This window comes from Burkholderia sp. 9775_39 (assembly GCF_015712225.1).
Classification (GTDB): Bacteria; Pseudomonadota; Gammaproteobacteria; order Burkholderiales; family Burkholderiaceae; genus Burkholderia; species Burkholderia cenocepacia.
Genome location: NZ_JACCQC010000012.1, coordinates 131,591 through 151,846, shown reverse-complemented (window position 1 = coordinate 151,846; position 20,256 = coordinate 131,591). Strand labels below are relative to the sequence as shown.

At 68.3% G+C, this 20,256-nt stretch carries 15 protein-coding genes and 1 riboswitch; of the genes, 11 read left to right on the top strand and 4 right to left on the bottom strand.

From position 1 onward, the window contains the following. Positions 1-83 precede the first annotated feature (83 nt). From H0X90_RS18215 to thpR, 4 genes are all read left to right on the top strand, one after another. Positions 84-4,787: a glutamate synthase-related protein gene (locus H0X90_RS18215; protein ID WP_006490631.1), complete on the top strand. Its 4,704-nt coding sequence runs from the start codon at positions 84-86 to the stop codon at positions 4,785-4,787. A gap of 85 nt (positions 4,788-4,872) precedes the next feature. Then, on the top strand, positions 4,873-6,339 hold the full coding sequence (locus H0X90_RS18210) for a glutamate synthase subunit beta (RefSeq protein ID WP_077188926.1): 1,467 nt from the start codon (positions 4,873-4,875) through the stop codon (positions 6,337-6,339). Between the two features lie 365 nt (positions 6,340-6,704). Beyond that, on the top strand, positions 6,705-8,195 hold the full coding sequence (locus tag H0X90_RS18205; RefSeq protein WP_006490627.1) for a sodium:alanine symporter family protein: 1,491 nt from the start codon (positions 6,705-6,707) through the stop codon (positions 8,193-8,195). After that, positions 8,192-8,758 carry an RNA 2',3'-cyclic phosphodiesterase gene (gene thpR, locus H0X90_RS18200; protein WP_060267962.1) on the top strand — a complete coding sequence of 189 codons (567 nt, stop codon included), beginning with the start codon at positions 8,192-8,194 and terminating at the stop codon, positions 8,756-8,758. The genes H0X90_RS18205 and thpR overlap by 4 nt, the downstream gene beginning before the upstream one ends. 32 nt (positions 8,759-8,790) lie before the next feature. On the opposite strand, the gene H0X90_RS18195 is transcribed toward thpR, so the two are convergent. From H0X90_RS18195 to H0X90_RS18180, 4 genes are all read right to left on the bottom strand, one after another. After that, positions 8,791-10,074: a D-amino acid dehydrogenase gene (locus H0X90_RS18195; RefSeq protein WP_006482643.1), complete on the bottom strand. Its 1,284-nt coding sequence runs from the start codon at positions 10,072-10,074 to the stop codon at positions 8,791-8,793. Between the two features lie 25 nt (positions 10,075-10,099). Continuing rightward, complete coding sequence (locus H0X90_RS18190) at positions 10,100-11,362, bottom strand: MFS transporter (RefSeq protein WP_077188927.1); 1,263 nt, start codon at positions 11,360-11,362, stop codon at positions 10,100-10,102. 128 nt (positions 11,363-11,490) lie between these two features. After that, on the bottom strand, positions 11,491-12,267 hold the full coding sequence (locus H0X90_RS18185) for an SDR family NAD(P)-dependent oxidoreductase (RefSeq protein ID WP_077188928.1): 777 nt from the start codon (positions 12,265-12,267) through the stop codon (positions 11,491-11,493). Then, positions 12,264-14,033 (bottom strand): ABC transporter ATP-binding protein/permease, encoded by a 1,770-nt coding sequence (locus H0X90_RS18180; RefSeq protein WP_012327774.1) that lies wholly within the window; start codon positions 14,031-14,033, stop codon positions 12,264-12,266. The genes H0X90_RS18185 and H0X90_RS18180 overlap by 4 nt, the downstream gene beginning before the upstream one ends. Positions 14,034-14,303: 270 nt before the next feature. Further along, positions 14,304-14,427: riboswitch (TPP riboswitch) on the top strand. Between the two features lie 225 nt (positions 14,428-14,652). Here H0X90_RS18180 and H0X90_RS18175 point away from each other — a divergent pair. From H0X90_RS18175 to mlaD, 7 genes are all read left to right on the top strand, one after another. Then, complete coding sequence (locus H0X90_RS18175) at positions 14,653-15,789, top strand: FAD-dependent oxidoreductase (protein WP_058902241.1); 1,137 nt, start codon at positions 14,653-14,655, stop codon at positions 15,787-15,789. A gap of 32 nt (positions 15,790-15,821) precedes the next feature. After that, entirely contained in the window at positions 15,822-16,019 is a 198-nt protein-coding gene (gene thiS / locus H0X90_RS18170; protein ID WP_006488534.1) for a sulfur carrier protein ThiS, read from the top strand. A gap of 38 nt (positions 16,020-16,057) precedes the next feature. Beyond that, complete coding sequence (locus H0X90_RS18165) at positions 16,058-16,873, top strand: thiazole synthase (RefSeq protein ID WP_006488530.1); 816 nt, start codon at positions 16,058-16,060, stop codon at positions 16,871-16,873. Further along, the gene (gene thiE, locus H0X90_RS18160; protein WP_077019890.1) at positions 16,870-17,994 is read left to right on the top strand and encodes a thiamine phosphate synthase; all 1,125 of its coding nucleotides are present in this window, start codon (positions 16,870-16,872) and stop codon (positions 17,992-17,994) included. Before H0X90_RS18165 ends, thiE begins: the two co-directional genes overlap by 4 nt. 84 nt (positions 17,995-18,078) lie before the next feature. Beyond that, positions 18,079-18,900 (top strand): ABC transporter ATP-binding protein, encoded by an 822-nt coding sequence (locus tag H0X90_RS18155; RefSeq protein WP_006477138.1) that lies wholly within the window; start codon positions 18,079-18,081, stop codon positions 18,898-18,900. Next, the gene (gene mlaE, locus H0X90_RS18150) at positions 18,897-19,664 is read left to right on the top strand and encodes a lipid asymmetry maintenance ABC transporter permease subunit MlaE (protein WP_006486220.1); all 768 of its coding nucleotides are present in this window, start codon (positions 18,897-18,899) and stop codon (positions 19,662-19,664) included. The genes H0X90_RS18155 and mlaE overlap by 4 nt, the downstream gene beginning before the upstream one ends. Before the next feature lie 24 nt (positions 19,665-19,688). After that, positions 19,689-20,246 (top strand): outer membrane lipid asymmetry maintenance protein MlaD, encoded by a 558-nt coding sequence (mlaD, locus tag H0X90_RS18145; protein WP_059723943.1) that lies wholly within the window; start codon positions 19,689-19,691, stop codon positions 20,244-20,246. The last annotated feature ends 10 nt before the right edge of the window (positions 20,247-20,256 follow it).

Below are 20,256 nucleotides of genomic sequence, written 5' to 3'. Positions count from 1 at the left end.
TGCCGTCTCCTGTCGGGAGCGGGCTCGACGGCAACAAGAAAACGGTTCAACGGCCTCCAGGCCCCCTTTACGACGGTGTCCCCATGAACGACCACCAGCAGCCGCTCGCCGCGGTGCCCGCCGCACAAGGTCTGTACGACCCGCAAAACGAACACGACGCCTGCGGCGTCGGCTTCGTCGCTCACATCAAGGGCAAGAAGAGCCACGAGATCATCCAGCAGGGTCTGAAGATCCTGGAGAACCTCGATCACCGCGGCGCGGTCGGCGCCGATCCGCTGATGGGCGACGGCGCGGGCATCCTGATCCAGATTCCGGACGCGTTCTATCGCGAGGAAATGGCGAAGCAGGGCGTGAACCTGCCGCCGGCCGGCGAATATGGGGTCGGGATGATCTTCCTGCCGAAGGAGAACGCGTCGCGTCTCGCGTGCGAGCAGGAGCTCGAGCGTACGGTGAAGGCCGAAGGCCAGGTCGTGCTCGGCTGGCGCGACGTGCCGGTCGACCATGCGATGCCGATCTCGCCGACGGTCAAGGCGAGCGAGCCGCTGATCCGCCAGATCTTCATCGGTCGCGGCAAGGACATCATGGTGACGGACGCGCTCGAGCGGAAGCTGTACGTGATCCGCAAGACCGCGAGCCACCGCATCCAGGCGCTGAAGCTCAAGCACGGCAAGGAATACTTCGTGCCGTCGATGTCGGCGCGCACCGTCGTCTACAAGGGGCTGCTGCTGGCCGGCCAGGTCGGCGTGTACTACCGCGACCTGCAGGACGAGCGTGTCGTGTCGGCGCTCGCGCTCGTGCACCAGCGCTTCTCGACCAACACGTTCCCGGCGTGGGAACTGGCTCACCCGTACCGGATGATCGCGCACAACGGCGAGATCAACACCGTGAAGGGCAACGTGAACTGGCTGAACGCGCGTACCGGCGCGATCGCGTCGCACGTGCTCGCCGACGATCTGCCGAAGCTGTGGCCGCTGATCTACCCGGGCCAGTCGGATACCGCATCGTTCGACAACTGTCTCGAACTGCTGGTGATGGCAGGCTACCCGCTCGTGCACGCGGTGATGATGATGATCCCGGAAGCGTGGGAACAGCACACGCTGATGGACGAGAACCGCCGCGCGTTCTACGAATACCACGCCGCGATGATGGAGCCGTGGGACGGCCCGGCCGCGATCGCGTTCACCGACGGCCGCCAGATCGGCGCGACGCTCGACCGTAACGGCCTGCGCCCGGCGCGCTACATCGTCACCGACGACGACCTCGTCATCATGGCGTCGGAAGCCGGCACGCTGCCGATCCCCGAATCGAAGATCGTCAAGAAGTGGCGCCTGCAGCCGGGCAAGATGTTCCTGATCGACATGGAACACGGCCGCATCATCGACGACAAGGAACTGAAGGACAACCTCGCGAACGCGAAGCCGTACAAGAGCTGGATCGACGCGGTGCGCATCAAGCTCGACGAGATCGAGCCGAAGGCCGAGGAAGTCGCGGCCGGCCGCACGCAGGGCGCCGCGCTGCTCGACCGCCAGCAGGCGTTCGGCTATACGCAGGAAGACCTGAAGTTCCTGATGGCGCCGATGGCGGCTCAGGGTGAGGAAGCCGTCGGTTCGATGGGCAACGATTCGCCGCTCGCGGTGATGTCGAACAAGAACAAGACGCTCTATCACTACTTCAAGCAGCTGTTCGCGCAGGTCACGAACCCGCCGATCGACCCGATCCGCGAGAACATGGTCATGTCGCTCGTGTCGTTCATCGGCCCGAAGCCGAACCTGCTCGACACCAACAACATCAACCCGCCGATGCGTCTCGAAGTGTCGCAGCCGGTGCTCGACTTCAAGGACATCGCGAAGATCCGCGCGATCGACCAGTACACGGGCGGCAAGTTCAGCGCGTACGAACTGAACATCTGCTATCCGGTCGCGTGGGGCAAGGAAGGCATCGAGGCGCGCCTCGCGTCGCTGTGCGCGGAAGCCGTCGACGCGGTGAAGTCGGGCTACAACATCCTGATCGTGTCGGACCGCAAGACGGACGCCGAGCACGTCGCGATTCCGGCGCTGCTCGCCACGTCGGCGATCCACACGCACCTCGTGCAGCAAGGGCTGCGCACGAGCACGGGCCTCGTCGTCGAGACGGGTTCCGCGCGTGAGACGCACCACTTCGCGCTGCTCGCGGGCTACGGCGCGGAAGCCGTGCACCCGTACCTCGCGATGGAAACGCTCGCGAAGATGGCCGAAGGGCTGCCGGGCGACCTGTCGCCGGAGAAGGCCGTCTACAACTTCACGAAGGCGGTCGGCAAGGGCCTGCAGAAGGTGATGTCGAAGATGGGCATCTCGACGTACATGTCGTACACGGGCGCGCAGATCTTCGAAGCGCTCGGCCTGTCGAGCGACCTCGTCGAGAAGTACTTCAAGGGCACCGCATCGAAGGTCGGCGGCATCGGCCTGTTCGAGGTCGCGGAAGAAGCGATCCGCCTGCACCGCGACGCGTTCGGCGACAACCCGGTCCTGCGCGACATGCTCGACGCGGGCGGCGAGTACGCGTACCGCGTGCGCGGCGAAGACCACATGTGGACGCCGGATTCGATCGCGAAGCTGCAGCACGCGACGCGCAGCAACTCGTACCAGACGTACAAGGAATACGCGCACCTGATCAACGACCAGACCAAGCGTCACATGACGTTCCGCGGCCTGTTCGAGTTCAAGGTCGAGCCGACCAAGGCGATCCCGATCGACGACGTCGAGCCGGCGAAGGAGATCGTCAAGCGCTTCGCGACCGGCGCGATGTCGCTCGGGTCGATCAGCACCGAGGCGCATGCGACGCTCGCGATCGCGATGAACCGGATCGGCGGCAAGTCGAACACCGGCGAAGGCGGCGAGGACGAGAAGCGCTATCGCAACGAACTGCGCGGCATTCCGATCAAGTCGGGCGAGACGCTGAAGTCGGTGATCGGCGACGAGATCGTCAGCGACATCGCGCTGAAGGACGGCGATTCGCTGCGCTCGAAGATCAAGCAGGTCGCGTCGGGGCGCTTCGGCGTCACCGCCGAGTACCTGGCATCGGCCGACCAGATCCAGATCAAGATGGCGCAGGGCGCGAAGCCGGGCGAAGGCGGCCAGCTGCCGGGCCACAAGGTGTCGGAATACATCGGCAAGCTGCGTTACTCGGTGCCGGGCGTCGGCCTGATCTCGCCGCCGCCGCACCACGACATCTACTCGATCGAGGATCTGGCGCAGCTGATCCACGACCTGAAGAACGTGAACCCGAGCGCGAGCATCTCCGTGAAGCTCGTGTCGGAAGTGGGCGTGGGCACGGTCGCGGCCGGTGTCGCGAAGGCGAAGGCCGATCACGTCGTGATCGCCGGCCACGACGGCGGCACGGGCGCGTCGCCGCTGTCGTCGGTCAAGCACGCCGGCACGCCGTGGGAACTCGGCCTCGCCGAAACGCAGCAGACGCTGGTGCTGAACCGCCTGCGCGGCCGTATCCGCGTGCAGGCCGACGGCCAGATGAAGACGGGCCGCGACGTCGTGATCGGCGCGCTGCTCGGCGCGGACGAATTCGGCTTCGCGACGGCGCCGCTCGTCGTCGAGGGCTGCATCATGATGCGCAAGTGCCACCTGAACACGTGCCCGGTCGGCGTCGCGACGCAGGATCCGGTGCTGCGTGCGAAGTTCAAGGGCCAGCCCGAGCACGTCGTGAACTACTTCTTCTTCGTCGCCGAGGAAGTGCGCGAGATCATGGCGCAGCTCGGCGTCGCGAAGTTCGACGACCTGATCGGCCGCGCCGATCTGCTCGATACGCGCAAGGGCATCGAGCACTGGAAGGCGAAGGGCCTCGACTTCTCGCGTGTGTTCTACCAGCCGGAAGAGTGCGAGGACGTCGCGCCGCGTCACGTCGACGTGCAGGATCACGGCCTCGAGCGCGCGCTCGACCACGTGCTGATCGAGAAGGCGAAGGCCGCGATCGAGAACGGCGAGCATGTGTCGTTCATCCAGCCGGTGCGCAACGTGAACCGCACGGTCGGCGCGATGTTGTCGGGCGTGATCGCGAAGAAGCACGGCCACGACGGCCTGGCCGACGACGCGGTGCACATCCAGCTGAAGGGCACGGCCGGCCAGAGCTTCGGCGCGTTCCTCGCGAAGGGCGTGACGCTCGACCTCGTCGGCGACGGCAACGACTACGTCGGCAAGGGCCTGTCGGGCGGCCGGATCATCATCCGCCCGACCAACGACTTCCGCGGCAAGTCCGAGGAAAACATCATCTGCGGCAACACGGTGATGTACGGCGCGATCGAAGGCGAAGCGTTCTTCCGCGGCGTGGCCGGCGAGCGCTTCTGCGTGCGCAACTCGGGCGCGACGGCGGTCGTCGAAGGCACGGGCGACCACGGCTGCGAATACATGACGGGCGGCACGGTCGTCGTGCTCGGCGAGACGGGGCGCAACTTCGCGGCCGGCATGTCGGGCGGCCTCGCGTACATCTACGATCCGGAAGGCACGTTCGCGGCCAAGTGCAACAAGTCGATGGTCGCGCTCGAGCCGGTGCTGCAGCAGGCCGAGCAGGAGCGCACGGTCGACCGCGCGCTCTGGCACGCCGGCACGACGGACGAAGCGCTGCTCAAGGGGCTCGTCGAGCGTCATTTCCAGTTCACGGGTTCGCCGCGCGCGAAGTCGCTGCTGGAAAACTGGGACGCGGCGCGCCGCCAGTTCGTGAAGGTGTTCCCGCACGAATACAAGCGCGCGCTGGGCGAGATCGGTGCGAAGAAGGCGGCGAAGGAAGTGCTGGCCGCCTGAGCGACGAACGACATAGCGAATGCCGCGCGCGCCTGATGGCCGCGCGCGGCTCCCCCACCCGATACACCGAACAGAAGAGCACCTTATGGGCAAGGCAACCGGTTTTCTGGAGTTCGAACGCCGCCACGAGGCGTACGAAGCACCGCTCACGCGCGTGAAGCACTACAAGGAATTCGTCGCGGCGCTGACCGACGCGGACGCGAAGGTCCAGGGCGCGCGCTGCATGGATTGCGGCATCCCGTTCTGCAACAACGGCTGCCCGGTCAACAACATCATCCCGGACTTCAACGATCTCGTTTACCGCCAGGACTGGCAGCAGGCGATCGAAGTCCTGCACTCGACCAACAACTTCCCGGAATTCACGGGCCGTATCTGCCCGGCGCCGTGCGAAGCGGCCTGCACGCTCGGGATCAACAACGATCCGGTCGGCATCAAGTCGATCGAGCACGCGATCATCGACAAGGCCTGGGCGGAAGGCTGGGTGAAGCCGCTGCCGGCCGAACACAAGACGGGCAAGAAGGTCGCGGTCGTCGGTTCGGGCCCCGCGGGCCTCGCCGCCGCGCAGCAGCTCGCGCGTGCGGGCCACGACGTGACGGTGTTCGAGAAGAACGACCGCATCGGCGGCCTGCTGCGTTACGGGATTCCCGACTTCAAGCTCGAGAAGTGGCTGATCGATCGCCGCATGCGCCAGATGGAAGCGGAAGGCGTGACGTTCCGTACCAGCGTGTTCATCGGCAAGGAGCCGCTGCCCGAATCGATCGGCAGCCTCGCGAAGGAAACCATCTCGCCGGACACGCTGAAGGAAGAATTCGACGCGGTCGTGATCGCCGGCGGTTCGGAAACGCCGCGCGACTTGCCGGTGCCGGGCCGCGAGCTCGCGGGCGTCCATTTCGCGATGGATTTCCTGCCGCAGCAGAACCGCGTGAACGCGGGCGACAAGCTCGCCGACCAGTTGCTCGCGAAGGGCAAGCACGTGATCGTGATCGGCGGCGGCGATACGGGTTCGGACTGCGTCGGCACGTCGAACCGTCACGGCGCGAAGCAGGTCACGCAGTTCGAGCTGCTGCCGCAGCCGCCGGAAGAGGAAAACAAGCAGCTCGTGTGGCCGTACTGGCCGATCAAGCTGCGTACGTCGTCGTCGCACGAGGAGGGCTGCGAGCGTGACTGGGCGGTCGCGACGAAGCGTCTCGAAGGCAAGAACGGCAAGGTCGAGAAGCTGATCGCGGTGCGTGTCGAGTGGAAGGACGGCAAGATGCAGGAAGTGCCGGGTTCCGAGTTCGAGATGAAGGCCGATCTCGTGCTGCTCGCGATGGGCTTCACGCAGCCGGCCGCGCCGGTGCTCGACGCGTTCGGCGTCGCGAAGGATGCGCGCGGCAATGCACGCGCGACGACCGAAGGCGACCGTTCGTACTACACGTCGGTCGACAAGGTGTTCGCGGCAGGCGACATGCGTCGCGGCCAGTCGCTCGTGGTGTGGGCGATCCGCGAAGGCCGCCAGTGCGCGCGCTCGGTCGATGCGTACCTGATGGGCCATTCGGAACTGCCGCGCTGAGCTGAATCGCGCGAGCGGGTTTCGACCAAAGCCGGGCGTCCGAGAGGGCGCCCGGTTTTTTTATGGCTGCGCGCGGTTGATGTCGTTGCCGCGGCGTCGGCCACGGATGGTCGGGCGCAAGCATTCGAAGCGCCCTGACGCTCACCGGCGGGGTGCCGGGCGAGCGTGAACCGGTCGGCCGGGCCCGCATCGTCGCCCCGCATTTTCGCGAAGCGTCGTCTAACCTGATGACATTCGGCCTCGATTTTTCGTCATCTCAATTTCTTTCGTTTTGTAATAATCCTTGAAAACTGTCATATCATGTCGCCCCTCGGGCCGCGTTCGCGGTCGCCGCACATGACTGACCCTATTTACAAGGACTCTGGATGGAAGCATTCGTGCATGGGCTGATCGACGCCGTCAATGGCGTGTTGTGGAACTACGTGCTGATCGCGCTGCTGCTCGGCGCCGGTGCGTGGTTCACGTTGCGGTTCCGGATGATCCAGCTGAAGGCGCTGTTCCTCAGCATGAAGCTGGTCGGCAGCAAGGGCGAACCGGGCAGCATCTCGTCGTTCCAGGCGTTCGCGACCGGGCTCGCGAGCCGCGTCGGCACCGGCAACATCGCCGGCGTCGCGGTCGCGCTGACGGTCGGCGGGCCGGGCGCGATCTTCTGGATGTGGATGACCGCGCTGGTCGGGATGTCGTCCGCGTTCGTCGAGGCGACGCTCGCGCAGATCTTCAAGGTATCGCACCCGGACGGCAGCTATCGCGGCGGCCCCGCGTACTACATCCAGACGGGCCTGCGCTCGCGCGGCTTCGGTGTGCTGTTCTCGCTGTCGCTGATCCTCGCGTTCGGCTTCGTGTTCAACGCGGTACAGGCCAATGCGATTGCCGATGCATTCCATACGTCGTTCGGCTGGCGTCGCGAGACGGTCGGCCTCGGTCTCGTGCTGCTGTCCGCGCCGATCATCTTCGGCGGCATCCGCCGCATCGCGACGGTCGCGCAGGTGATCGTGCCGCTGATGGCGATCGGCTACCTCGCGCTCGCGGTCTACGCGGTCGCGACGCACATCACGCTGGTGCCCGGCGTGATCGCGTTGATCGTGAAGAGCGCGTTCGGCCTCGAGCAGGCGGCCGGCGGCCTGACCGGCTACGCGGTCAGCCAGGCGATCGCGATCGGCGTGAAGCGCGGGCTGTTCTCGAACGAGGCGGGGATGGGCAGCGCGCCGAACGCGGCCGCGACCGCGAGCACGCGCCACCCCGTCACGCAGGGGTTGATCCAGATGCTCGGCGTGTTCGTCGACACGATCGTGATCTGCAGCGCGACCGCATTCGTGATCCTGCTGTCGGGCCAGTACGAACTCGGCACCGGGATGGAGGGCGCGGCGCTCACGCAGCGCGCGATCTCGAGCCACGTCGGTGACTGGGGCGGCATCTACATGGCCGTCGCGATCTTCTTCCTCGCGTTCTCGTCGGTGATCGGCAACTACGCGTATGCGGAAGGCAACGTCGAATTCATCACGAAGCGGCGCGGCGTGCTGCCGCTGTTCCGCATCGCCGTGCTCGGCATGGTGATGTTCGGCAGCGTCGGGCAACTGCCGCTCGTGTGGGCGATGGCCGATACGAGCATGGGCTTGATGGCGATCATCAACCTGATCGCGATCCTCGCGCTCGGCAGGTACGCGCACGCCGCATGGGCCGACTATCGCCGCCAGCGCGCGGCCGGCGTCGCCGATCCGGTGTTCACGCGCAACACGATCCCCGAACTCGCGCGCGTGCTGCCGGCCGACGTGTGGGGCGAGCACGGCCCGCTGCCGCAGCGTCCGCCGTCGGCCGACGCGGTGGCCGAAGTGCGCGTGACGGTGCGCGAGTCATGAACGGCGACCGGCTCCGTGCGTTCGTCGCGCTGATGCCCGATGCGGCATCGCGCGACGCGCTGCACGCGTTGCCGGTCACCCGTGGCGCGCGGCGCCCGCCGCCCGCGCAACTGCACATGACGCTCGCGTTCATCGGCGCAATCGAGCGGGAACGGTGCGACGCGCTGGCCGCGCACCTGCCGGCGCTCGCGGCCGCGCATGCGTTGCCGCCGATGCCGGTCGAGCGGATCGCGTGGTGGCCGAGCCTGCCGCGCGCGAGGCTGATCGTCGCGGAACTCGCGGTCGATGCTGCGTGCGTCGCGTTGAATGCGGGACTGGCCGCGCTGCTGCGCGAACTGGGCGTGCCGGCCGACCGCCGGCCGTTCCGGCCGCACGTGACGCTCGCGCGGCTGCCGCACGATGCGGTCGGCCAGCCCGCGCACGGCGGCGCGCCGGGGCGGCCCGTCGACGTGCGTGTCGGAGCGCTGACGCTGTTCGAAAGCCGGCTGTCGCATGAAGGCGTGTCGCACCGGCCGATCGTGTCGGTGCCGATCGCGCGTGCGGACGACAGCGTCGGCGCGTAAGGCGCGTCCGCAAGCCTGTCCCTGGCGCGGCCCTAGCGGTCGTAGCGCGCGAGCGTCAGGCCCGCCAGATCGATCTCCGGCGCGCGCCCGGTGACGAGATCCGCGACCACCTTTCCCGAACCCATCGACATGGCCCAGCCCGTCGAGCCGTGGCCGACGTTGAGCCAGAGGCCGTCGATGCCGCTCGCGCCGAGCAGTGGCGGTCCGTCGGGCGTCATCGGCCGGCGGCCGACCCAGAAACGCGCCGACGCGCGATCGGCCGCATGCGGGAACCAGTCGTCGAGCACCTTCATCAGCGTGTCGAGCGCCTGCTGCCGCAGCGCCGCGTGGCGGTTGCCGAGCTCCGCGGTGCCGGCGACGCGCAGCGTCGGGCCGAAGCGCGTGATCGCCGTCTTCAGCGATTCGTCCATCAGCGCGGCGCATGGGGCCTTTTCATCGTCGACGACCGCGAGCGTGGCCGAGTAGCCCTTCACCGGATACAGCGGCACGTCGATGCCGAGCGGTCGCAGCAGGCCCGCGCTGTCGACGCCGAGTGCGACGACGATCGCATCGGCGGCGAGCAGCGCATCGCGTCGGGCGGCGGCGCCCGCGTCGAGCGAGTCGATCCGCACGCCGCGCACCTCACCGCCCGCGACATCGAGCGCTCGAATCGCGGTGCGAAACCGGAACGTCACGCCGTTCGCTTCGCACCGCGCCCGCAGTTCTCGCGTGAAGCGTGCGCAGTCGCCCGCTTCGTCGTCGGGCAGGTAGATGCCGCCGACGGGCGCCTGCCGCGCCCAGCGCAGGCCTGGCTCGATCGCGGTGCAGCCGGCCGCGTCGAGTTCGCGAAACGCGATGCCGGCATCGCGCAGCACCTTCAGCGCGGGCTGCACCATCTCGACGTCGAACGCGCTGCGCAGCAGTTGCAGGTAGCCGCGGCTCGCGCCGTAGTCGAACGGATAACGGTCGCGAAACGCATGCAGGCACGCGCGGCTGTAATACGCGATGCGCTGCATCCGCTGCTTGTTCACGCGGAACCGCTCGAATTCGCATTCGCGCAGCCAGCGCGCGATCCAGCGCCACTGCGCGGCGTCGAGCGTCGGCCGGAAGATCAGCGGCGACGCAGGCTTGAACAGGTACTTGAGAATCTTGCCGGGCATCCCGGGCGCGGCCCACGGCGTCACGTAGCCGGGCGCGATCACGCCCGCGTTGCCGAGGCTCGTCGCTTGCGCGACGTCGGCCTCGCGTTCGATCACGGTGACGTCGCAGCCTGCTTCGCGCAGGTGCCAGGCGGTGGTGACGCCGATCACGCCGGCGCCGAGAACGATCACGTGCATGCGGTGTCCGGAACGGGGCGGTGGCTCACGACGCGATGGCCGGATCGTTGGCGAGCGACTTGCCGCGCGTTTCCGGCAGCACGAGCGCCGCGACGATCACGAGCAGGTAGCCGCCGCCCGCGACGAGGCCGATCGCCTTCACGAGCGACATCGATTGCGACAGCGCGCCGACGAGGATCGGGAAGAACGAGCCGAGCCCGCGGCCGAGGTTGTAGCAGAAGCCCTGGCCCGAGCCGCGGATCGCGCCCGGATACAGCTCCGACAGATACGCGCCGACGCCCGCGAAGATGCCCTGCACGACGATGCCGAGCGGAAAGCCGAGCAGCAGCATCGCGGTATCGGTGATCGGCAGCATCGTGTATGCCATGCCGAGCGAGAACGAGCCGACCGCGAACAGGATGAACGACGTGCGGCGGCCGAGCCGGTCGGACAGGATCGCACCGACCACGTAGCCGACGAACGAGCCGACGATCAGCACGACGAGATAGCCGCTCGTATTGAACACCGACAGGTGGCGCACGGTTTTGAGATAGGTGGGCAGCCACGTCGTGATCGCGTAGTAGCCGCCGAGCATGCCGGTGCACAGCGCGCTGCCGAACAGCGTCGCGCACAGGTGCGGCGGCGAGAAGATCTCGAGGAAGTGGCCCGACACGCGGCCTTCGTCGCGGGCACGGCGCGTGGCCGTATAGATGTCCGGATCGCTGACGTTGCGGCGGATATAGAGAATCCACAGGGCGGGCACGATGCCGATCCAGAAGCACGCGCGCCACGCGACCTGCTCCGGCAGCAGCGCGAAGAACGCCCAGTAGAGGATCGCGGCCGCGCCCCAGCCGAACGACCAGCTGCTCTGCACGGTGCCCACGGCCTTCGCGCGATGCTCGGGCGAGCGGATCGTCTCGGCCATCATGATCGTCACGACCGACCATTCGCCGCCGAAGCCGAAACCCTGCAGCGTGCGCGTCGCAAGGAGCTGCCAGAACGAATGCGTGAAACCGGACAGGCACGTGAACAGCGCGAACGTCGCGATCGTCCACTGCAGCACGCGCACGCGGCCATAGCGGTCGGCGAGGATGCCGGCGACCCAGCCGCCGATCGCCGACGAGATCAGCGAACTGGTCGCGATCATCCCGGCCTCGCTCTTCGTCATGCCCCAGGTGGCGATCAGCGTCGGAATCAGGAACGAATAGATCATGAAGTCGAACGCATCGACCGCATAGCCGCCGAATCCGGCGTACAGCGTCCGGCGCTCGCGCGTCGACAATTCGTTGAACCACTGGAATGCCTGCATGCTTGCCGCCCCCTCTCGTCTTGTCTCGTCCCGCGCTGCCGCGTCGCGGTTATTTTACGGGCGCGATCCGGCATGCCAAAAAGGCGGATGCAGGTTCGTGCTGAAAAACAGGCAGGAGGGAAGACGCGTCAGAGCGTCAGGCCGCCGTCGACGTGGATGACCTGGCCGGTGATTTGCCGTGCCGCGTCCGACAGCAGGAACGCGATCAGCGCGGCGACGTCGTCGGGTTCCGCGATGCGGCCGAGCGGCGTCGCCTGTTCGGCCTGCGCCCACGCGGCGGCGTTGCCGGCGCTCGGCCCGTGGTCCTTGCGCGTGAAGCCCGGCGCGACCGCATTGACGGTGATGCCGTGCGCGGCGAATTCGGCGGCCGCGCTACGCACCAGCGATTCGAGCGCGGCCTTCGCGGCGGCGGTCGCCGTGAACGGCGCATCGGCGCGGTAGCGGTGCGCGACGAACGAACTGACCGCGACGATCCGCGGCGCGGCGGACGTTTCGAGCAGCGGCCGTGCGCGTTCCGCGAGTGCGGAGAACGCACCGGGCATCGCCGCGAAGGCGGACGCGAGCGTGTCCGCGGAGAGCTCGGAAAAGGATTGCCGCGCGGCGAAGCCGGCGTTCGCGACGAGCTGGTCGAGCCCGCCGAAGCGCGTCGCTGTGCTATCGACCAGTGCGGCGGCGATACCCGGTTCGCCGAGATCGCCGGTCAGCGTGATGCACTCGGCGCCGGCCGTCGTGCACGCATGGGCGACGTCGGCGAGCCGCGATCGTGCCGCCTCGTCCGCGCCGCGCGCATGCAGCGCCAGCGCGATGCCGGGCGCCGCGAGCCGCCGCGCGAGCGCCGCGCCGATCCCCGAGCCTGCGCCGGTGATCAGCGCGATGCGTTCGAGGTGCGCGGCGCGTGCGTTCACGCGGCGACCTTGTCGTCGCTGCCCACGCGCTCGACGTTGATCGTGCCGACGTGGAACGCGGCCAGCGACTCGCGGTGCGCGATGCTGACGATCGCAGCCTTCGGCAGCCGCTCGGCGAACAGGTGATAGAGGCGGGCTTCATTGTCCGCGTCGAGCGCGCTGGTCGCTTCGTCGAGGAACAGGAAGTCGGGCTTGTGCAGGAGCACGCGGGCGCCGGCCAGACGCTGCTGCTCGCCCGGCGACAGCACGCGGGTCCAGTGCGCGGTTTCGTCGAGGCGCTCGACGTAATCCTCGAGGCGGCACGCGCGCAGCGCATCGCGGCACGCTTCGTCGCTGAAGGTGTCGGGCGTCGCCGGGTAGGTGAGCGCGGCCTTGAGCGTGCCGATCGGCAAGTAGCTGGTTTGCGGCACGAACATCATCCGCGCGCCGACCGGCGCGTCGATCGCGCCGTCGCCGAACGGCCACAGGCCCGCGAGCGCGCGCATGAACGTGCTCTTGCCGGAACCCGATTTGCCGATCACGAGCCAGCGCGAGCCGGGCTCGATCGTGACGTCGCCGATGTTCGCGAGCGCGTTGCCGTTCGGCAGCGCGAGCTTGAGTGACGACGTCGACAGTTTCGCGGCGTCGATGTAGTGCAGGTTGATGCCGCCGTGCTCGGTCGCGGGCGACAGGCTTTCCTTCAGGTGCGACGTGCCCATCACACGCTTGAATTCGCGCAGACGGTTGACGGTGGCGCGCCATTCGACGAGGGTCGAGTAGCTGTTGATGAACCACGAGAACGAGTCGCTGACGGTGCCGAACGCGGACGAGATCTGCATCAGCACGCCGAACGAGAACGCACCGGCAAAGTAGCGCGGCGCCGCGACGACGAGCGGGAAGATGATCGCGATCTGCCCGTAGAAGCTCAGCACGAACGTGAGCCGCTTCGTGTACTTCATCACGCGCCACCAGTTGTCGCGGATGCGCGTGAAGAGGGTCTGCGCGTTGCCGGCCTCGGTCTTCTCGCCGTCGTAGAACGCGATCTGCTCGGCGTTCTCGCGCACGCGGATCAGCCCGAAGCGGAAATCGGCCTCGACGCGCTGCTGCTGGTAGTTGATCGACACGAGCGGATGGCCGACCTTCTGGATGATCAGCGAGCCGACCACCGCGTACAGCGCGGCCGCCCACACCATGTAGCCGGGAATCGCGATCGGCGTCGCGCCGAGCGTGAACGTCAGCGCGCCGGCGAGCGACCACAGGATCGTGATGAACGACACGAGCGTGACGACCGTCGACAGCAGGTCGAGCGACAGCGCGAGCGTCGTGGTCGCGAACGACTGGAGGTCGTCGGTGATCCGCTGGTCGGGGTTGTCGGCGAGGCGGTCACGTTCGATCCGGTAGAACGCGCGATCGCCGAGCCACTGGCCGAGGAAGCGGTCGGTGAGCCACTGGCGCCAGCGGAAGCCGAGCATCTGCCGCAGGTAGCGGCCGTACACGGCGAGGATGATGAACGCGAAGGCGAGCGCGGAGAACTGCATCAGCAGGTTCGGGAAGTCGTGGACGTCCTTCGACTGCAGCGCGTTGTAGAACTGCGCGTTCCACTTGTTCAGCCGGACGTTGATCCAGACCACGCAGAGGTTGATCGCGATGATCGTGACCAGCAGGCCCCACGCGATTTTCCATTCGGACGATACCCAGTAGGGCTTGATGAGGCTCCATGCGGATACCGGGCGCTCGTCCTGCGGCGCGTCGGAGGCGGAGCGGACGGGATCGATCGATTGGGTCATGTGCTTCCTGATGATGAGCCGGCGCGCGGGCCGGGCGAAACCGGGCGCGCGCCGCGATACGGCATGCCGGGGCGCGGCGCCGACTGACGGCGGGCGTCCGGATGGTCGCCCGTGCGTCTTAAACGGCACTTAAAAACCGGCGGTGACGCGGCAACCGGCCGCTCGCGCGGCCGGCCTGCGGGCATTGTGCCAGAGCGGCGCGGCGCGCCGGCGAATTTGCCGCAAGGGGGACAGTTTGCGGCGCTTTCCGCTTTTATGGTCTAATGGCCGACGACGAAACAGGGGTGCTTCGTGGCGCGGCCGGCAGATGTTCCGGGCAGCGCGGCGAGGCTGAGAAAGACCCTTCGCACCCGATCCGGGTAATACCGGCGAGGGAAGTTTCTGATCCCGCCGGGCCGCGCTGGCCGCCATCCCACATGGTCAGCGCCCGAGTCCCGCCCGGCCGGCCTTTGCTGCCGGTTTCGTCCTTTTGGGTACGCGCATTGCGCGTTACGGAAGGAATGATGACCGCACAATCTTCAGTCTTTTGCATGGTTCCCGGCCCGATGTCGCGTGCGTTCGCATGCGGTGGCGCGTGCACGTCGACGCTCGTCGCGCGTGACCGCGCGGAGGGCGCGCGATGAACGTCCGGGATGCACGACCCGATTTCGCGGTACTCGGCGGCGGCCTCGCCGGCCGCCTGATCGCGTGGCGGCTCGCGGGTGACGGGCATCGCGTCGCGCTCTACGAGCGCGGCGGGCCGGACGGCGAGCAGTCGGCCGCGTGGATCGCGGCCGCGATGCTCGCGCCGCTCGCGGAAGCGGCGAGCGCGGAGCTGCTGATCACCGAGCTCGGCGCCGCGTCGCTCGCGCGCTGGCCGCAGTGGCTCGCGGAACTGCCCGAACCCGTCTTCTTCCAGCATCGCGGCACGCTCGTCGTCTGGCATCACGCGGACCGCGCGGAGGCGCCGCTGTTCGAGCGGCGCGTGCGCGCGAACGCGCCGGCCGAGTTGTTCGACGGCGGTTTCGTGACGCTGGCCGGTGCGCAGGTCGACGCGGCCGAACCCGCGCTCGCGGGCCGCTTCGCGCGCGGGCTGATGCTGCCGCGCGAAGGCCAGCTCGACAACCGCCAGGCGCTGCGCGCGCTCGCCGCGGGCCTCGCCGAACGCGGCGTCGCGCTGCACTGGCACGCGGCGGTCGACGACGCGAACCTGCCCGCCGCGCATGTCACGATCGATTGTCGCGGGCTCGGCGCGAAACCCGCGCTGCCCGCGTTGCGCGGCATCCGCGGCGAAGTCGCGCGCGTGCACGCGCCCGGCATCGGGCTCACGCGGCCCGTGCGGCTGCTGCATCCGCGCTACCCGCTGTACATCGCACCGAAGCAGGACGATCTCTATGTGATCGGCGCGACCGAGGTGGAGGGCGAGGACATGTCGCCCGTGAGCGTGCGTTCCGCGCTCGAACTGCTGAGCGCGGCGTTCTCCGTGCATCCGGCGTTCGGCGAAGCGCGCATCCTCGAACTCAACGCGCAGTGCCGGCCGACGCTGCCCGATCATCGTCCGGCGGTGATCTGGGACGGCGCATCGACGCTCGCCGTCAACGGCCTGTACCGGCACGGCTTCATGATCGCGCCGGAAGTCGCGCAGGCGGCCGTCGCGTGCGCGCAGGCCGCGCTCGGCGGCACGCTCGGCGATCCCGACGCATTTGCCGCATGGCGCGCCACCGCGCGCTGGCCGACGCTTCTCCATCACCGCAACGACGCGCACCAGCCGGCCTGACGCGCGCCGCCGACCGAATTCGACCCAGCCTCATGGATATCCAGATCAATCAACAGACCCTGACGTTGCCCGACGGCGCGACGGTGGCCGACGCGCTCGCCGCGTACGGCGCGCGTCCGCCGTACGCGGTGGCGCTGAACGGCAATTTCGTCGCGCGTACGCAGCATGCGGCGCGCGCGCTCGCGGCGGGCGACCGGCTCGACGTCGTGCACCCCGTCGCGGGCGGCTGAGCGCCGCCGGTTCGTCCCCGCTCTTCCAGGAAAACGACATGACGTCCCCCACCTCCGCCGACACGCTGACGCTGTACGGCGAAACCTTCGCAAGCCGCGTGCTGCTCGGCACGTCGCGCTATCCGTCGCTGCAGTCGCTGTCCGATTCGATCGCCGCGTCGCGCCCCGGGATGGTGACGGTCGCGCTGCGCCGCCAGATGACGGGCGGCACGGCCGAAGCCGGCTTCTTCGACCTGCTCAAGCGCCACGCGGTGCCGCTGCTGCCGAACACGGCCGGCTGCCAGACCGTCGCCGAAGCCGTGACCACCGCGCACATGGCGCGCGAGGTCTTCGGCACCGACTGGATCAAGCTCGAGCTGATCGGCGACGACTACACGCTGCAGCCCGACCCGGTCGGGCTGATCGATGCCGCCGCGCAACTGGTCAAGGACGGGTTCAAGGTGCTGCCGTACTGCACCGAGGATCTCGTGATCGGCCGGCGCCTGCTCGACGTCGGCTGTGAGGCGCTGATGCCGTGGGGCGCGCCGATCGGCACCGGCAAGGGCGTCGTGAATCCGTACGGCCTGCGCGTGCTGCGCGAACGGCTGCCGGACGTGCCGCTGATCGTCGACGCGGGGCTCGGCGTGCCGTCGCACGCGTGCCAGGTGATGGAGTGGGGTTTCGACGGCGTGCTGCTGAATACGGCCGTGTCGCAGGCGACGCACCCGGAGATCATGGCGCGCGCGTTTGCGCAGGGCGTCGAGGCCGGCCGTGCCGCGTATCTCGCCGGCCCGATGGATGCGCGCGAAACCGCGCACGCGAGCACGCCGGTCGTCGGGATGCCGTTCTGGCACCAGGACGGAGGCGGCGCATGAGCGCGCGCTTCGCCGATGCGTTCTGGCCGCCGGCCGACGAGCTGGCCGAAGCGGCCGAGCGGATTCGCGCGCGGCTCGGCGACTGGCCGGACGGCGCGGCGCCGTGGCGGCTCTGCGTGGCGGCGCCCGACGTGCCGGCCGACGGCGACGTGCTGATCGTGTCGGCCGGCGATCGCGCCGCGCAGGCGCGTGCGTCGGCCGTGTCGCGGCCAGCGTCGCCCGATGCGGTGGCGATCGAATTCGACGAGCGCAGCGCCGTGCTGCATGCGGCGGGCGTGCGCTACGCGCTGGACGCCGCGCATCCGCTCGCGGACGACTGGATCGCGGCGCTCGCCGCATTCCTCGATTGCGGCTTCGCACCGGTCGACGCGCTGGTTCTCGCGCTGGCGTGGCGCGACGGCGACGAGACGCACGCCGCCGACGCATGGCCGGTCGATGCCGAGCGATTCCCGTGCGTCGCCGGGCTGCCGCCCGCGCCGGAGCCGGCGTTCCCGCCGTGCCCCGCGCAACTCGGCCTCTATCCGGTCGTGCCGAGCGCCGAATGGGTCGAACGCGTGCTCGATGGCGGCGCGCGAACCGTGCAATTGCGCGTGAAAGATGCGACGCCGGACGCACTCCGTCAAGAAATCGCCCGCGCGGTCGCGGCCGGGCGCCGCTATCCCGATGCGCGCGTGTTCATCAACGATCACTGGCAGATCGCCGCAGAAGAGGGGGCGTACGGGGTACATCTCGGTCAGGAGGACCTCGAAACGGCCGATCTGGCCGCGATCGCGCGCGCGGGCCTGCGGCTCGGACTGTCGAGCCACGGTTATTACGAGATGTTGCGGGCGCTGCACGAACGGCCGAGCTACCTCGCGCTCGGCCCCGTGTACGCGACCGCGACCAAGGCCGTCGCCGCGCCGCCGCAGGGTTTGGCGCGGATTGCCCGCTACGCGCGCTTCGCCGGCGCGCGGGCGCCGCTGGTCGCGATCGGTGGGGTGGGGCTCGACGCGCTGCCGGCCGTGCTGGCGACGGGCGTCGGCAGCGTCGCGGTGGTCAGCGCGGTCACGGGCGCGGCCGACTATCGGACGGCGCTTATTGCACTGCAGCAGTGCTTTGCCGGACAATTTGACAATCGTTGACCGGAGGGCCCGGAACGGCGTCACGACATCATTCCAATGCAGGCCCTATAATTCGGCGTTCTGCGTAAAAGGACTGTCAGCTCCGTGAGCCCCACTCCTACCGAGACCCTGCTGGAACTTCGCGACGTCGACTTTGGCTACGGCGACCGCCTCGTCCTGTCCAACCTGAACCTGCGCTTCGGGCGCGGGCAGGTCGTCGCGGTCATGGGCGGCTCGGGTTGCGGCAAGACCACCGTGCTGCGCCTGATCGGCGGCCTCGTGCGCGCACGCCGCGGCCAGGTGCTGTTCGACGGCGCCGATGTCGGCGCGCAAACGCGCGACGGGCTGTATGCGTTGCGCCGCAAGATGGGCATGCTGTTCCAGTTCGGCGCGTTGTTTACCGACATGTCGGTGTTCGAGAACGTCGCGTTCGCGCTGCGCGAACATACCGATCTGCCCGAAGACCTGATCCGCGACCTCGTGCTGATGAAGCTCAACGCGGTCGGGCTGCGCGGCGCGCGCGACCTGATGCCGTCCGAGGTGTCGGGCGGGATGGCGCGCCGCATCGCGCTGGCACGCGCGATCGCGCTCGATCCGCAGCTCATCATGTACGACGAGCCGTTCGCGGGCCTCGATCCGATCTCGCTCGGCATCACCGCGAACCTGATCCGCACGCTGAACCAGGCGCTCGGCGCGACGTCGATCCTCGTCACGCACGACGTGCCGGAATCGTTCGCGATCGCCGATTACGTGTATTTTCTGGCCAATGGCGGCGTGCTCGCGCAGGGTACGCCCGACGAGCTGCGCGCGTCGACCGATCCGAGCGTGCGGCAATTCATCGACGGCGCGCCGGACGGCCCGTTCAAATTTCATTACACGAGCCCGCCGCTCGCGGCGGATTTCGGGCTCGGCGGAGGGCGCGCATGATCAGCGCGATCGGACGTTACGTCATCGGCGGCCTCGAGCGCGCGGGCTACGGCACGCGCCTGTTCGTGCGCCTCGTGCTGGAATTCTTCCCGCTGCTGCGCCGGCCGCGGCTGGTCACGAAGCAGATCCACTTCCTCGGCAACTATTCGTTCGTGATCATCGCCGTGTCGGGGCTGTTCGTCGGCTTCGTGCTCGGGCTGCAGGGCTATTACACGCTGAACCGCTACGGTTCCGAGCAGGCGCTCGGCCTGCTGGTCGCGCTGTCGCTCGTGCGCGAGCTCGGGCCGGTCGTCACCGCGCTGCTGTTCGCGGGCCGCGCGGGCACGTCGCTCACGGCCGAGATCGGCCTGATGAAGGCCGGCGAGCAGCTCACCGCGCTCGAGATGATGGCGGTCGACCCGATCAAGAACGTGATCGCGCCGCGCATGTGGGCGGGCATCATCGCGATGCCGCTGCTGGCCGCGATCTTCAACGCGGTCGGCGTGCTCGGCGGTTATTTCGTCGGCGTCGTGCTGATCGGCGTCGATCCGGGCGCGTTCTGGTCGCAGATGCAGGGCGGGGTCCAGGTCTGGGCCGACGTCGGCAACGGCGTGATCAAGAGCATCGTGTTCGGCTTCGCCGTGACCTTCATTGCGCTGTACCAGGGGTATGAAGCGAAGCCCACGCCCGAGGGCGTGTCGCGCGCGACCACCAAGACGGTCGTGTTCGCGTCGCTCGCCGTACTCGGCCTCGATTTCCTGCTGACCGCGCTGATGTTCAGCTAAGCCTCAGCCAAGCCAAATTTTGGGATGACGATGAAAAAGACTGCTCTCGACTTCTGGGTCGGCCTGTTCGTGGTGGTGGGCTTCCTTGCGGTGCTGTTCCTGGCGCTGAAGGTCGGCAACATGAGCTCGCTGTCGTTTCAGCCGACCTACTCGGTGAGAATGAAATTCGACAATATCGGCGGACTGAAGCCGCGCGCGGCCGTGAAGAGCGCCGGCGTCGTGGTCGGCCGCGTGAAGTCGATCGGCTTCGACACGAACACGTACCAGGCGCTCGTCACGATCGACGTCGACGGCCAGTACCAATTCCCGAAGGATTCGTCGGCGAAGATCCTGACGTCGGGCCTGCTCGGCGAGCAATATATCGGCCTCGATCCGGGCGGCGACACCGAAATGCTGAAGGCGGGCGATACGATCACGATGACGCAATCGGCGATCGTGCTCGAGAACCTGATCGGCCAGTTCCTGTACAGCAAGGCCGCCGATGCGGGCGGTGCGAAGCCGGCGGCCGGCGCATCGGCCGCGCCTGCGCCTGCGCCGGTGGCGGTGCCGGCGTCGGCGGTGTCCGGTTCAGCCGGCCAATAACCACACGAGA

What these genes read in the sequence shown, in the direction of transcription:
- H0X90_RS18215 (WP_006490631.1), top strand. Translation starts at nt 84, where the DNA reads ATGAACGACCACCAGCAGCCGCTCGCCGCGGTGCCCGCCGCACAAGGT.
- H0X90_RS18210 (WP_077188926.1), top strand. Translation starts at nt 4,873, where the DNA reads ATGGGCAAGGCAACCGGTTTTCTGGAGTTCGAACGCCGCCACGAGGCG.
- H0X90_RS18205 (WP_006490627.1), top strand. Translation starts at nt 6,705, where the DNA reads ATGGAAGCATTCGTGCATGGGCTGATCGACGCCGTCAATGGCGTGTTG.
- thpR (WP_060267962.1), top strand. Translation starts at nt 8,192, where the DNA reads ATGAACGGCGACCGGCTCCGTGCGTTCGTCGCGCTGATGCCCGATGCG.
- H0X90_RS18195 (WP_006482643.1), bottom strand. Translation starts at nt 10,074, where the DNA reads ATGCACGTGATCGTTCTCGGCGCCGGCGTGATCGGCGTCACCACCGCC.
- H0X90_RS18190 (WP_077188927.1), bottom strand. Translation starts at nt 11,362, where the DNA reads ATGCAGGCATTCCAGTGGTTCAACGAATTGTCGACGCGCGAGCGCCGG.
- H0X90_RS18180 (WP_012327774.1), bottom strand. Translation starts at nt 14,033, where the DNA reads ATGACCCAATCGATCGATCCCGTCCGCTCCGCCTCCGACGCGCCGCAG.
- H0X90_RS18175 (WP_058902241.1), top strand. Translation starts at nt 14,653, where the DNA reads ATGAACGTCCGGGATGCACGACCCGATTTCGCGGTACTCGGCGGCGGC.
- thiS (WP_006488534.1), top strand. Translation starts at nt 15,822, where the DNA reads ATGGATATCCAGATCAATCAACAGACCCTGACGTTGCCCGACGGCGCG.
- H0X90_RS18165 (WP_006488530.1), top strand. Translation starts at nt 16,058, where the DNA reads ATGACGTCCCCCACCTCCGCCGACACGCTGACGCTGTACGGCGAAACC.
- thiE (WP_077019890.1), top strand. Translation starts at nt 16,870, where the DNA reads ATGAGCGCGCGCTTCGCCGATGCGTTCTGGCCGCCGGCCGACGAGCTG.
- mlaE (WP_006486220.1), top strand. Translation starts at nt 18,897, where the DNA reads ATGATCAGCGCGATCGGACGTTACGTCATCGGCGGCCTCGAGCGCGCG.
- mlaD (WP_059723943.1), top strand. Translation starts at nt 19,689, where the DNA reads ATGACGATGAAAAAGACTGCTCTCGACTTCTGGGTCGGCCTGTTCGTG.